Genomic DNA, 12,706 nt, shown 5'->3' with positions numbered 1-12,706 from the left:
CTTTCACCCCGTGGGCCCCTCGGCCGTTGCCCCCGCATCGGCCGGGAAGCCCCCCATCGGATCCGCACACCGAGGCGCCGCTGTCCCCCTCGGTGCTGCCGAGACCGGGAAACCGTCCCCCTGCGGTCACCCCCCTGCGCCGCTTCCCCGCTGGTGAAAGGAATAGTGCCAGGGAGGGGGCGCGCACAGCACTGCCGGAAGTCGGCAACGTTAACGCGTTGTTGATGCCGACCGGCCGCCCCCGCGGGCCGCTCAGCCGAGCGCCGTGGCCATCCTCCGGACCCCCTCGGCGACCAGCTCGGGGGAGGTGGCCAGGTTGAACCGCACATGTCCGGCGCCGCCGGTGGAGAAGTCGGGGCCCGGGTTGACCGCGACCCGGCCCCGCTGAAGGAAGCGCGCGGCCGGATCCTCGCCGAGGCCCAGCGCCCGGCAGTCGAGCCAGGCGAAGAAGGTGGCCTCGCCCGGCCGGTACCGCACGCCGGGCAGCCGCTCACCCAGCAGGTCGGCCAGGAGCGCGGCGTTCTCCGCGAGCCCGGCCAGCAGCGCGTCCAGCCAGGGCCCGGCCTCGGCGAAGGCCGCGGTGTGCGCGATGAACCCGAGGTGGCTCATCCCGTGGGCCACCTCCTCGGGCAGGGCGGCCAGTTCGGCCGCCGCGTCGGGCCCGGCGAGGGCGAGCGCGGCCTTGGCGCCCGCCAGGTTCCACCCCTTGGACGCCGACATCAGCGAGAAGCCGCGCCCGGCGCCCGGCACGCTCAGATACGGGGTGAAGCGCACGCCGGGGGAGACCAGCGGCGCGTGGATCTCGTCCGCGATCACCCGCACGCCGTACCGCTCCGCCAGCGCGGCGACGGCTGCCAGCTCCTCGGCGGTGTGCACGGTGCCGGTGGGGTTGTGCGGGCTGCACAGCAGATACGCCGCGCGCCGCCCGCCCGCCGTGGCGCTCCGGAAGGCGTCCTCCAGCACGGCGAGGTCGACGCGGTGCTCGTCGTCGAGCGGTGCCTCCACGATCCGCCGGTCCATGTGCCGGACGAACAGGAAGAACGGCGGGTACACCGGCGGGTTGACCACCACGGCGTCGCCGGGGCCGGTCACCAGCTTCAGCACCTCCACGACGCCGAGCATCACGTCCGGCACCAGCGCGGCGCGCGCCGGGTCCGCCTCCCAGCCCCAGCGCTCCCGGGCGAAGCTGGCCAGCGCCTCCGCGTAGTCGGGGCCGTGGGCGTAGCCGGTGTCGCCGATCTCCACCGCCCGGGTCAGGGCGCGGGCGACGGGGCCGGCGAGCGGCACGTCCATCTCGGCCACCCACAGCGGCAGGACATCCGGGGCGTAGGTCCGCCACTTCATGCTGGTGCGCCGGCGGAGCAGGTCGGGTGTGAGCCGGCGCAGCGGGTTGGGTTCCTGGGGGGCGTCGCCACGTATGCCGTCCATGCGGCCCATGGTAGGCGGGGCCTCCCGGGTGGACACCCTGGTCCGTTGCGGTGAAGGGGGCGGGCCGGGGCGGCGGGACACCCCTTTTCTCCCTATAAGTATGACTATCTGATCTTCATTCCATCTTCATGTCATACACACGTGGAGCCCTCGTGTCCCAACACCGCCGCACCCGCCCCCGCACCCCCGCCCGCCGCGCCGCGGCGCCCCTCGCCTGCACCCTGCTCCTCACCTCGGCCGCCCTCGCCGCCTGCGCCTCGGACGGCGGACGCTCCGCACCCCAGACCGGCAAGGATCCCGCCGCCGACGCGCGCGAGCACGAGCCGTTCACCCTGGTGGCCACCGGAGACCTCCTCGTCCACGACTCCGTCATCCGCCAGGCCCACACGGACGGCGGCGGCCAGAGCTACGACTTCCGCCGCATGCTGGAGGATGTCCGGCCGATGGTCGAGGGCGCCGACCTGGCGCTGTGCCACATGGAGACCGTCTACGGCGCGGACGGCGGCCCGTTCACCGGCTACCCCCTCTTCCAGACGCCGCCCGAGATCGCCGGGGCCGTCAAGGACGTGGGCTACGACTCCTGCTCCACCGCCTCCAACCACACGCTGGACGCCGGCGTCGAGGGCGTCGCCCGCACGCTGGAGGCCATGGAGGCGGCCGGTCTGGCCCACGCCGGGTCCGCCCGGACCGCAGAGGAGCGCGACGAGCCGGTCCTGCTCAGGGCGGGCGGCGCGACGATCGCGCACCTCGCCTACACCTACGGCACCAACGGCATCCCCGTCCCCGAGGGCCAGGACTGGCTGGTCAACGTCATCGACCCCGACCGCATCGTGGCTGACGCCCGCGCCGCGCGCCGGGCCGGGGCCGACGTGGTGGTGCTCAGCATGCACTGGGGCACCGAGTGGCAGGAGGCCCCCGACGACCTCCAGCTCTCCCTGGCCGAGGAGCTCACCGCCTCGCGGAGCGGGGGACGCCGCGACATCGACCTCATCCTGGGCACCCACGCGCACGTGCCGCAGCCGTACGAGAAGGTCAACGGCACCTGGGTCGTCTACGGGATGGGCGACCAGGTCGCCGGCGTGATGAACGACCCCCGCGGCCAGTTCGGCTCGGCCGCCAGGTTCACCTTCAGCCCGCCCGGCGCCGAGGGCGAGCCCTGGGACGTGGAGAAGGCCGAGTTCGTCCCGCACGCCGTGGACAACGACCCGATCACCGTGGTCAACCTGCCGCGTTCCCTCGCCGAGAGCCCCGACGACGCCGCGCACGCCGACGCGCTGGACGCCGTCAGCCGGGCGGTCATGAGCCGGGGCGCCGACCGGGACGGCCTCGTGCTGGGCCACTGACCCGCGACCGGGCCCGGAGCGGTCCGGAGCACCCGCCGGGCCGCGCCGGGCCCTCGCCGGGCCCTCGCCGGGCCCTCGGCTGTCGGGCCCTCGGCCGAGTCCGCCCGGCCGCGGGCGCATCATGGGAGGCATGCCCGAGGGAGACACCGTCTGGATGGCCGCCAAGCGGCTCGACGCCGCGCTGGCCGGGGGCACGGTCACGCGATCCGAGCTCCGGGTGCCCCGGCTGGCGACGGCCGACCTGCGCGGGCGGCGGGTGCTGGGTGTGGCGGCGCGCGGAAAGCACCTGCTGGCCCGGCTGAGCGGCGGCCTGACCCTGCACTCGCACCTGCGGATGGACGGCTCCTGGCGCGTCTTCGCCGCCGGGGAGCGGTGGCGCGGCGGTCCGGGCCACCAGATCCGGGCCGTGCTCGCCACCGAGGAGCGCGTGGCGGTGGGGTACCGGCTCCAGGTGCTCGACCTCCTCCGCACCGCCGACGAGGAAGGCGTCGTCGGCCACCTCGGGCCCGACCTCCTCGGCGCGGACTGGGACCCGGACGAGGCGTTGCGCCGCCTGCTGGCCGACCCCGCGCGCCCGCTCGGAAGCGCGCTGCTCGACCAGCGCAACCTCGCGGGGATCGGCAACGTGTACATGGCCGAACTCTGCTTCCTCGCCCGCACCACCCCCTGGCTCCCGGTCGGCGAGCTGAACGCGCCCGAGCGCCTTCTCACCACCGCCAAGCGCCTGCTCGAAGCCAACCGCGAGCGCCCCGACCGCACCACCACCACGCCCACCACGCCCGGCGCACGCGGGTCGCGCCTCCACGTCTACGGCCGCGCCGGGCGACCGTGCCTGGTGTGCGGCGCCCCCGTCCGCCACGCGGACGAGTCGCACGGCACCCCCGGCAGGGAACGCCCCACCTACTGGTGCCCCGGTTGCCAGCGCGGGCCCGCGCCGAGCGGCGGCCCCCGGCCGGGCGGTGGCCGCCGGCCGGCCGGGGGCCGTTAGCCCGCCGCCCCCTCGGTCCCGTTCCGCGGCGGTTCGTACCCGGATCCCGGACCCCCGGCCCGCCTCCCCCCGTGCTCGGGCCGCACCGTACCCTGCCTGGGGCGGGCATCGAACCGAACAGGAGTCCGAGGGGGAGTGGCCACGTGACCGGAGCAGAGCTGCTCGCCGTCTTCGCGGCGGGCGTCGGCGCCGGGGCGATCAACACGGTCGTCGGCTCCGGGACGCTGATCACGTTCCCCGTTCTGCTGGCCGTGGGCCTGTCACCCGTCACCGCCACGGTCTCCAACGCGCTCGGCCTGATACCCGGCTCGATCAGCGGGGCCATCGGGTACCGGCGAGAGCTCGCCGGGCAGCGCCGGCGCCTGGTCAAGCTGGGGGCCGGCGCGGTGTGCGGCGGCCTCGCGGGCGCCACGCTGCTGCTGGCGCTGCCCGCCACCGCGTTCGAGACGGTCGTGCCCGTCCTGGTGGCCCTGGCCCTCGTCCTGGTCGTCCTCCAGCCCTGGCTGAACGAGAGGATGCGCCGCCGCCGCGCCCGCACCGGCCGGTCCGCCCGCCCCGACGGGGGCCCCGCCCTGCTCGGCGGCCTGACGCTGGCCAGCGTCTACGGGGGCTACTTCACCGCGGCCCAGGGCATCATCTATCTCTCCCTGATGGGCATGGCGATCGAGGACTCCGTGCAGCGTCTCAACGCCGCCAAGAACGTCCTCGCCGCCCTGGTCAACTCCGTCGCCGCGCTCTTCTTCCTCTTCGTCGCCGACTTCGACTGGACGGCGGTCGCCCTCATCGCCGCCGGCTCGGCCCTGGGCGGCCAGATCGGCGCGGGAGTCGGCCGCCGTCTCAGCCCCGTGGTGCTGCGGACCGCCGTGGTGGCGGTCGGCAGCGTGGCCCTCGCCCAGCTGCTGGCGAACTGACCGCGGCGTCGGGGCGACGTCCGGGGCCGGGACTCAGCGGCCGGGCGCCCAGGCGTCCATGAGCCGCTCCGGGCCATAGGCCGCCGCGAGGCCGTCCGCCGAGAAGCCGGAGCGGGAGACGCCGATCAGCGGGGTGTCCCCGTCGGCGCCCGGGATGGCCAGGGCGTCGCGGGCCAGCGCGGCGAGGGCCCGCCGGTCGAACGTGTCGCGCTCGTGCCACTTGACCGAGCCGACGAAGCTGATGCGGCGGGCGGGCACGCGGTCCGCGCCCACGAGGTCCACCTCGGGGTTGTTCGTCCTGGGCCACCAGCCGCCCACCTCCCGCACCTCGGGCCACTCCTCGTCGGGCAGCAGCCTGGCCAGCGCCTCCCGCACCGCCGGCTCGACCGCCCGCCCCCGCCAGGAGGCCCAGCCGCGTTCGACCGCCTCGGCGACCACGCGCCCCCGCCCGCGCTCGATCTCCGGAATCCCGCCCTCCAGGAACGCGAGCCAGAAGCGGAGGTAGGAGTCGGCGACGCGGTAGCGCCGGTCCCGGTCGCCCGGCCTGACCGACAGCGGCGCGTCGATCGCGACGAGTCGCTTGCCCGCCAGGGTGCGCAGCGCCGGGTTGAGCGAGCCCGCCGGCAGCGGCCGACCGGCGGAACCGGCCGCCGCGGCGATCCTGCTGAACGTCCGCTCGCCGCTGCCGATCACCGTCAGCACCTGCCTGGCCTGCACGGACGTGGGGAACTCGGCCGCCAGCACCCGTTCGCCCGACACCAGCAGCGGCGAGGTGGGGTCGTCGAGGGAACGGGCCAGGAAGTCGGTGCGGCTCTCGCCCTCCCGCCACTCCTGGCAGACCAGCGGCAACCCCCCGGTGACGAGGTGGGCGTCGAACGCCTCCGCGGGCGCCAGCCCCGTCATCGCCCCGACCTCGTACGGGGAGAGCGGCGACAGGACCATCTCGACGCCCCGCTGGTGGAACGGGCGGCCGTAGGAGCCGAGTTGCTCCATCATCGCCAGGTCGCTGCCGATCAGGACGAGCAGCACCGGCTTGCGGCTCAGCACCCGGTCCCACACCGTCTGGAGGGTGCCCTCCAGCACCGGGTCGGCCTCGATCATCCAGGGCAGCTCGTCCAGGACGACGACGGCGGGGCTCTCCTCGGGCAGCACCGCCGCCAGCTGCCGCAGGGCCGTGTCCCAGGAGGTGACGCCCGTGACCCCGGCCAGCAGATCCGTCCCCGGCAGCGACGAGCGCCCCACCTCGGCCAGGAAGCGGGCGCGCTCCCGGCCGGGCTCCTCACCCCGCGTGGCCTGGTGCACCACGGAGGGCACCCCCGCCCGTTCGCAGAAGACGTCCACCAGCCGCGACTTCCCGACCCGCCGCCGTCCCCTGAGCAGCAGCGCCCTGCCACGCTGATCGCCGCGGCCCTCCCGCACCCAGGCGAGATGCCGCTCCAGTGCGGAGAGCTCCGTCGCCCGCCCGACAAACCCCACCATCGGTCACCTCGCTAATCTCGCGCTTACTCAACTCGTTCATAGTAAGACGCGTGCGAGTAACCGGCGTCATGGGCGCGGCGCGGGGAGCGGGGCCTCAGGCCCCGGCGACCGTGCCCCCGGCGACCGTGCCCCCGGCGACCGTGCCCCCGGCGACCGTGCCCGCGGTGATCGCCTCGGCGGGCAGGAGGGCGTGAACGCCCCAGGTCCGGTTGGCCACCTGGGTCACCCGCAGGTGCACCGTCGCGCTGGCCAGCGCCAGGGCGGCGGGCCGGGGCAGGCCGAGGTCGAGGGCCATCCAGTCCACCATCGCGTCCAGCGCCTGCGCGGAAGCCTCGTTGAGGTCGGGGTCGAAGCCGAACGTCACCCGGCCCGCGGGGGTCAGCGCGTGGGCCGTCGCGAGCGGCGGCACCGGCACCAGGTCGATCGTCAGCCGCGTCGTCATCCCGCACTCGATCGCCGTCCCCGACACCTCCCCGTCGCCCTGGGCCGCGTGCCCGTCGCCGACGCACAGCATCGCGCCGTCCACGGTCACCGGCAGGAACAGCGTGGCGCCCGCGACCAGTTCGCGGCAGTCGATGTTGCCGCCGCCGAGCACGCGCGGCGGCACCGTCGAGTGCTCGCCCGGTTCGGGCGGCGGCATGCCGATGACCCCGAGGAACGGCGCGAGGCGCACGGTGTGCCCGAACTGGTCGGTGCCCGTCAGCCGGTCGGCGTCCAACTCCCACAGCAGCCAGGTCACGTCGTCGCCGACGAGGCCGAGCCGCCGGTTGAGCGGGGTGTCCCGGCCCCCGGCCACCGTCCAGCCCCATGCGTCGGGGCGCAGCGCGTCCAGCCGCACCGCGAGCGCCATGCCCGGCCGCGCGCCGCGCACCTCGATCGGCCCGGCCAGGCAGTGCCCGCGCCGGTCGTCGATCATCAGCGGGCGGCGTTCGCCCGGGGTGCGCTGGCGCTCCAGGTGCCCCGAGGCGTCCAGGGAACGGACGGTGACCGAGTCACCCGGGTCGACGCGGAGCACCGGGGGGAGCGCGGCGGAGAAGACGTCGGTCACCGTGCCGGGTGCCGGATCGAGGCGGTGCTCGACCAAGGGAGTGCTCACTTTCCGTGCGAGGACCTGGCCCCCGCCCTGACGCGAGGGGCCGCCGGGCGCCAGGGACATCCTGCACCTTTGGACACCAGTACGGAAGTGTCCACCGATGGGTAGGCTGCGGCGACGGTGACGCTGAGGAGCGAACGATGGGTGACAACGCGATAGCGGGGCCGGTGCGGTTCGGCCTGATCGGCAGTGGGTGGCGGTCGGAGTTCTTCGTGCGGCTGGCGCGGGCCCTGCCCGAACGGCTGGCGGTGACCGGGGTCGTGACCAGGACGGCGGAGCGCGGCGCCGAGGTCGAGTCGGCCTGGGGCGTTCCCGCGTTCCGCACGGCCGGGGAGCTGGTCGACGCGCCGGGCGGGAGGCCGGAGTTCGCCATCCCCTCCGTTCCCTGGTCGGCGACCGCGCACGCGACGCGCGACCTGGTGCGGCTCGGCGTGCCGGTGCTGGCGGAGACGCCCCCGGCCGCCGACCTGGAGGGGCTGCGGTGGCTCTGGGCGGAGGTCGGCGGTAGCGGGCTGGTGCAAGTGGCCGAGCAGTACCCGCTGATGCCGGGGCACGCGGCCCGCCTCGCCCTGCTGCGCGAGGGCGTCATCGGCGAGGTCACCTCGCTGCAACTCTCCTCGACGCACCTCTACCACGCGGTCTCGCTGATCCGGCACATGCTCGGCATCACCTTCGAACCCGCCACGGTCACCGCGCGCTCGTTCACCGCCCCGCTGGCCGACCCGCTGTCCAAGGACGGCTGGACGGGCGACCTGACGCCGAAGGACGCCTCGACGGTGATCGCCCTGCTGGACTTCGGCGGCCGGACGGGCCTGTACGACTTCACGGACAACCAGTGGTGGAACCCGCTCCGCGCCCGCCGCATGGTCGCGCGCGGCTCGCTCGGCGAGATCAACGACGACACGGTGGTGCGGATGGCCGACCCGCGCACGCCCGTCGAGTCGAGCCTGGTCAGGCGGCAGACCGGCACCGACCTCAACCTGGAGGGCCGCGAGCTGCACCACATCGGCTTCGAGGGCCGGGTGGTCTGGCGCAACGCCTACCTGGGCGCCGCCTTCTCCGAGGACGACCTCGCCGTGGTGGACCTGCTGTGCCGGATGGGCGCCTGGGTCAGGGACGAGGGCCCCGAGCCCTACCCCCTGGCGTCCGCCTGCCAGGACCACCTGATCAGCCTGGCCATCCTGGAGGCCGCCCGCACCGGCGACCCGGTGACAACCGCCCGCGAGGCGTGGGCGGAGGGCTGACCGACGCCTCCCGGACCAGCCGCCCCCGGCCGAACGAGACGCGCCCGCGCCCACCCGAGGGACCCGGGGGGCGCGCGGGCGCGGTGCACGGCGCGCGAACGCTCAGATGCTGACGCCGAAGTCGTGCGCGATCCCGGCCAGGCCCGTGGCGTAACCCTGGCCCACCGCGCGGAACTTCCACTCGGCGCCGTTGCGGTACAGCTCGCCGAAGACCATGGCGGTCTCCGTCGCCGCGTCCTCGCTCAGGTCGTACCGCGCGATCTCCGCGCCGCCCGCCTGGTTGAGGATGCGGATGTAGGCGTTGCGCACCTGGCCGAAGTTCTGGCTGCGGGTCTCCGCGTCGTAGATCGAGACCGGGAAGACGATCTTGTCCACGTCGGCCGGGAGGCCCGCCAGGTTGACCTGGATCACCTCGTCGTCGCCCTGGCCCTCGCCGGTGCGGTTGTCGCCGGCGTGGACGATCGTCCCGTCGGGGGACTGCTTGTTGTTGAAGAAGATGAAGTGGCTGTCCGAGTACACCCGGCCGCTCGTGTTCACGGCGATGGCGCTGGCGTCCAGGTCGAAGTCGGTGCCGGTGGTGACGCGGACGTCCCAGCCGAGCCCGACCGAGACGGCGGTCAGCCCCGGCGCCTCCTTGGTGAGCGAGACGTTTCCGCCCTTGGACAGAGATACGGCCATGAGGTCTCCTTGAAACTTTCGGCACCGGCCTTGCGCGGCGCCCGGCAGAACAGGACCAAAAATCTACGCCACGCCGCGGACTTGGGAGGGGCCGCCCGGTGAATGAGCCGCGATGGGGCGCGACAACGGGGGAAGGCGGCGGCCGGTGACGAGCACGCGGGAGCGCGGCGACGACCCCGAGGACGCGCGCGGCGGACCCGGGGAGCGCGAACGAGCCGTGTGGCGCCGGTGGATGATGGACACCACGCCGCTGCGACACCTCCCGTTCCGGCGCCTGTGGGCCTCCACCATCGTCACCACCGTGGGCAGCCAGCTCACCGCCGTGGCCGTGCCCAAGCAGATCTACGACATCACCGGCTCCTCGGCCTGGGTCGGCTACGCGAGCTTCGCGGGCCTGGCGCCGCTGATCTTCTTCGCCCTGTGGGGCGGCGCGGTCGCCGACAGCGTGGACCGGCGCACGCTGATGCTGGTCACCAACGCGGGCATCGCCGTCACCTCCCTGCTGTTCTGGGCCCAGTCCTTCGCCGGTCTCGACTCGACCGCGCTGCTGATGGTGCTGCTCGCGGTGCAGCAGGGTTTCTTCGGCATGAACTCCCCGGCCCGCACGGCCTCCCTCGCCCGGCTGGTCCCGGCCGGGGAACTGCCCGCGGCCAACGCGCTCCAGTCCACCGTCACGCAGACCGGCCTGATCGTCGGGCCGCTGCTCGCCGGGGCGCTGATACCCGTGGTCGGCCTGCCGGTGCTGTACCTGGTCGACGCCATCGTGCTCCTGGCCGCCCTGTGGGCGGTGTGGCTGCTGCCCCCGCTCCCGCCGCTCGACGGGGCGGGCGCTCGGCGCGCCGGGTGGGGCGAGATCATGGCCGGGTTCCGGTACATCGCGACCCGCCACATCCTGCTGTTCTCGTTCCTCGCCGACGTGATCGCCATGGTCTTCGGCATGCCCCGCGCGCTGTTCCCGCAGCTCGCGTCCACGACCTACGCGCCGTGGGGCGAGGGGTTCGCGCTGGGCCTGCTGTTCGCGGCGATCCCCGTGGGGGCCGTCCTGGGCGGGCTGATGTCCGGCACCTTCTCCCGGGCGCGCCGCCACGGCCTGATGGTCATCGCCGCGGTGGTGACCTGGGGTCTCGCGATCGCCGCGTTCGGGCTGAGCGGCAGCCTGTGGTGGGCCGCGGTCTTCCTCGCCGTCGCGGGGGTCGCGGACATGGTGTCGATGGTCTTCCGCGCGGCGATCCTCCAGTCCGCGGTCACCGACGACATGCGGGGGCGCATCCAGGGCGTGTTCACGGTCGTGGTGGCCGGGGGCCCGCGCCTGGCCGACCTGCTGCACGGCACGGCGGGCTCGCTGGCCGGCGCGCGCGTGGCCGTCACCGCGGGCGGGCTCCTCGTGGTGGTCGCCATGCTCGGAATCGCCGCCGCGGGGCGGGACTTCCGCCGCTACTCGGTCTGACCTCGCCCCGTCGGATCCGCGGCTCCCGTCAGGTCGCTGCGGTGCAGGGGCGCGCCGAGCGTCAGCGAGACGTTCCTGGCGGTGGCGGCGACGGCCCGGCCGCAGGCGGCCATCGCGTCGGTGTCCGCGGGGTGGTTCAGGGCCGCCGCGCTGATCCCGCCGATCACCTGGCCGACATGGTCGAACACGGGGGCGCCGACCGCGATGACGCCCTCCTCGTTCTCCTCGTCGTCCTCCGCCCAGCCGCGCCGCCTGACCGCCTCCAACTCGGCGAACAGCGCGCGCGGGGTGGTGTGCGTGCGCGCCGTGCGCGCCGGCATGCCCGCCCGCGTGAGGAGCGCGCGGACGGTGTCCTCCGGCAGGCAGGCGAGCATCGACTTGCCGACGGAGGTGGAGTGCAGGGGAAGGCTCATCCCCACCCGGGACGCCAGATGGTAGGGCCGGTCGCCCTCCAGCTTGGCCGCGTAGACGGCCTCGTGCCCGGCGAGCAGGGCGAAGTGCACCGTCCAGTTCGTCCGTTTCTGCAACTCCTCCAGCGCGGGCCGCACCCGGTCCGACAGGTCGGCGCCCCGCTGGTGGCGGCCGATGAGCGTGAGGATGCGGGGGCCGCTCGCGTAACTGCCGTGGTCGGTCTGCCGGGCGAAGCCGCGCTCCACGAGGGTCCGCAGGATGCGGTGCACGGTCGGCTTCGGCAGCCTCGTCGCCTCGGACAGGCCCGCGATGCTGTGGTGTTCGGCCAGCGCCTCCAGAACGTCGAGCGTCTTGTCGGCGGCCGTCCGCCGCGCCTCCGGGCTGGTCATGCCGTCAGTCTAGGCGGGCCGTTGCCGGGGCCCGGCGGAAAATCCGCTGTGACCGGGTTCACAGTCGCGGGCGGCTGTGGCACCATCGTCGGCACGAATGCGGAACGGTATTCCACCCCACGGAATGCGAGAGCAGGCGTGACGGACCCAGAACGGCTCACCGACCCGGCCGAACTCACCGAGCTCGCCGCCGCCCTGCTCGCCTCGGCGGGCGTGCCGGGGGCCCGCGCGGACGGCATCGCCGCCTCGTTGGTCGAGGCCGACCTGGTGGGCCACGGCTCGCACGGCGTGCGCCGCCTCCCCGGCTACCTCGCCGCCGTCGCGAGCGGCGTGATCGACCCGGCCGCCACCGCGGCCGTCCGCTCCCGCCACGGCGCCACGGCCGTCATCGACGGCCGCCGCGCCTTCGGCCAGCTGGCCGCCCGCCGCGCCGCCGACGAACTCGCCTCGCTCTGCGAGGAGTTCGCCGTCGGCGTCGTCACGGTCCGGGACTGCAACCACGTCGGCAGGCTGGGCGAGTACGCCTCGCTCCTCGCCGAACGCGGCCTGGTCGCGGTCGCCCTCTCCAACGCCGACCCCACGGTCGCCCCCTACGGCGGCCGGGAGCGGCGCATGGGCACCAACCCCATGGCGTGGGCACTGCCGCGCGCCGAGGGCAGGGGGCCCGTCGTCATGGACTGGGCCACCGCCGCGGTCGCCGAGGGCAAGCTCGGCGTCGCCCGCGCCGGCGGACGGGCCGTGGAGCCCGGACTGCTCCTCGACGCCGCCGGGGCGGCCTCCACCGACCCCGGCGACTTCTACCGCGGCGGCGCGCTGCTCCCGTTCGGCGGCCACAAGGGCTACGGGCTGAGCGTCGTCATCGAGATCGTCGGCGGCCTGCTGAGCCACGCCGGGATCTCCAGCCTGCCCGGCTACGAGGGCCGTTTCGGCACGGTCATGATCGGCGTCCGCATCGACGCCTTCGTGCCGCTGGCCACCTTCCGCACCGAGACCGAGAGCTTCTGCGCCGAGCTGACCCGCACCCCGCTCGCCGAGGGCCACCACGAGGTCCTGGTCCCCGGCGAGCCCGAGGAACGCACCCGCGCCGAGCGCCTCGCCCACGGCATCCCGCTCCCCGCGGGGACCTGGAGCGAGCTGCTGCGCCTGCGCGACGGACCGGGGGGCGCGCCGGGGGGCGCGCCGGGCCCGACACAGGCGCCGGGGGGACGACGACGCCCCTGAAGGAGGCAGCGATGGCCCACGACCACCCGCACCCGAGCGCCGCCACGGCCGCCACGCCCGGCGCGGCATCCGCG

General features: G+C 74.9%; 11 protein-coding genes. 6 read left to right on the top strand and 5 right to left on the bottom strand.

Annotated elements, in window-relative coordinates; translation table 11 throughout:
* Positions 1 to 252: 252 nt before the first annotated feature.
* Positions 253 to 1,428: a MalY/PatB family protein gene (locus tag ADY01_RS23840; RefSeq protein WP_049577436.1), complete on the bottom strand. Its 1,176-nt coding sequence runs from the start codon at positions 1,426 to 1,428 to the stop codon at positions 253 to 255.
* Positions 1,429 to 1,556: 128 nt separating this feature from the next.
* On the opposite strand from ADY01_RS23840, the gene ADY01_RS23835 reads away from it, so the two are divergent.
* The 3 genes from ADY01_RS23835 to ADY01_RS23825 all read left to right on the top strand — a co-directional run bounded on the left by ADY01_RS23835 (position 1,557) and on the right by ADY01_RS23825 (position 4,670).
* Positions 1,557 to 2,771, top strand: coding sequence for a CapA family protein (locus tag ADY01_RS23835; protein WP_078900547.1), 1,215 nt, complete (start codon positions 1,557 to 1,559; stop codon positions 2,769 to 2,771).
* A gap of 130 nt (positions 2,772 to 2,901) precedes the next feature.
* On the top strand, positions 2,902 to 3,759 hold the full coding sequence (locus ADY01_RS23830; protein WP_049577430.1) for a DNA-formamidopyrimidine glycosylase family protein: 858 nt from the start codon (positions 2,902 to 2,904) through the stop codon (positions 3,757 to 3,759).
* Positions 3,760 to 3,902: 143 nt separating this feature from the next.
* Positions 3,903 to 4,670: a sulfite exporter TauE/SafE family protein gene (locus ADY01_RS23825; RefSeq protein WP_049577427.1), complete on the top strand. Its 768-nt coding sequence runs from the start codon at positions 3,903 to 3,905 to the stop codon at positions 4,668 to 4,670.
* Between the two features lie 33 nt (positions 4,671 to 4,703).
* Here the strand turns inward: ADY01_RS23825 and ADY01_RS23820 are convergent, their stop codons facing one another.
* Entirely contained in the window at positions 4,704 to 6,149 is a 1,446-nt protein-coding gene (locus tag ADY01_RS23820; RefSeq protein WP_049577424.1) for an ATP-binding protein, read from the bottom strand.
* A gap of 94 nt (positions 6,150 to 6,243) precedes the next feature.
* Entirely contained in the window at positions 6,244 to 7,245 is a 1,002-nt protein-coding gene (locus tag ADY01_RS23815; RefSeq protein ID WP_199826294.1) for an acetamidase/formamidase family protein, read from the bottom strand.
* A gap of 137 nt (positions 7,246 to 7,382) precedes the next feature.
* Here ADY01_RS23815 and ADY01_RS23810 point away from each other — a divergent pair, with 137 nt between their 5' ends.
* Entirely contained in the window at positions 7,383 to 8,486 is a 1,104-nt protein-coding gene (locus ADY01_RS23810) for a Gfo/Idh/MocA family protein (protein WP_049577422.1), read from the top strand.
* Positions 8,487 to 8,588: 102 nt separating this feature from the next.
* Here ADY01_RS23810 and ADY01_RS23805 read toward each other — a convergent pair whose 3' ends face one another.
* Positions 8,589 to 9,164, bottom strand: a complete 576-nt coding sequence (locus tag ADY01_RS23805) for a TerD family protein (protein WP_049577418.1) — start codon at positions 9,162 to 9,164, stop codon at positions 8,589 to 8,591.
* 145 nt (positions 9,165 to 9,309) lie between these two features.
* Between ADY01_RS23805 and ADY01_RS23800 the strand changes: the two genes are divergently transcribed.
* Positions 9,310 to 10,611 (top strand): MFS transporter, encoded by a 1,302-nt coding sequence (locus tag ADY01_RS23800; RefSeq protein ID WP_234320376.1) that lies wholly within the window; start codon positions 9,310 to 9,312, stop codon positions 10,609 to 10,611.
* On the opposite strand, the gene ADY01_RS39275 is transcribed toward ADY01_RS23800, so the two are convergent.
* Complete coding sequence (locus tag ADY01_RS39275; RefSeq protein ID WP_049577413.1) at positions 10,599 to 11,411, bottom strand: IclR family transcriptional regulator; 813 nt, start codon at positions 11,409 to 11,411, stop codon at positions 10,599 to 10,601. The two genes, ADY01_RS23800 and ADY01_RS39275, sit on opposite strands and share 13 nt — an antisense overlap.
* 138 nt (positions 11,412 to 11,549) lie before the next feature.
* Here ADY01_RS39275 and ADY01_RS23790 point away from each other — a divergent pair, with 138 nt between their 5' ends.
* Positions 11,550 to 12,632: an Ldh family oxidoreductase gene (locus ADY01_RS23790; RefSeq protein ID WP_049577410.1), complete on the top strand. Its 1,083-nt coding sequence runs from the start codon at positions 11,550 to 11,552 to the stop codon at positions 12,630 to 12,632.
* Positions 12,633 to 12,706: the final 74 nt, after the last annotated feature.

It is taken from the genome of Streptomyces sp. SBT349, from assembly GCF_001083795.1.
Taxonomy (GTDB): Bacteria; Actinomycetota; Actinomycetes; order Streptomycetales; family Streptomycetaceae; genus Streptomyces.
The sequence above is the reverse complement of the archived record's forward strand: the minus strand, read 5'-3'. Positions and strand labels throughout refer to the sequence as shown.

Excerpts from the sequence above, each read along its gene's own strand:
- ADY01_RS23820 (WP_049577424.1), bottom strand. The coding sequence starts at position 6,149 with ATGGTGGGGTTTGTCGGGCGGGCGACGGAGCTCTCCGCACTGGAGCGG.
- ADY01_RS23840 (WP_049577436.1), bottom strand. The coding sequence starts at position 1,428 with ATGGACGGCATACGTGGCGACGCCCCCCAGGAACCCAACCCGCTGCGC.
- ADY01_RS23805 (WP_049577418.1), bottom strand. The coding sequence starts at position 9,164 with ATGGCCGTATCTCTGTCCAAGGGCGGAAACGTCTCGCTCACCAAGGAG.
- ADY01_RS23835 (WP_078900547.1), top strand. The coding sequence starts at position 1,557 with ATGTCATACACACGTGGAGCCCTCGTGTCCCAACACCGCCGCACCCGC.
- ADY01_RS23810 (WP_049577422.1), top strand. The coding sequence starts at position 7,383 with ATGGGTGACAACGCGATAGCGGGGCCGGTGCGGTTCGGCCTGATCGGC.
- ADY01_RS39275 (WP_049577413.1), bottom strand. The coding sequence starts at position 11,411 with ATGACCAGCCCGGAGGCGCGGCGGACGGCCGCCGACAAGACGCTCGAC.
- ADY01_RS23830 (WP_049577430.1), top strand. The coding sequence starts at position 2,902 with ATGCCCGAGGGAGACACCGTCTGGATGGCCGCCAAGCGGCTCGACGCC.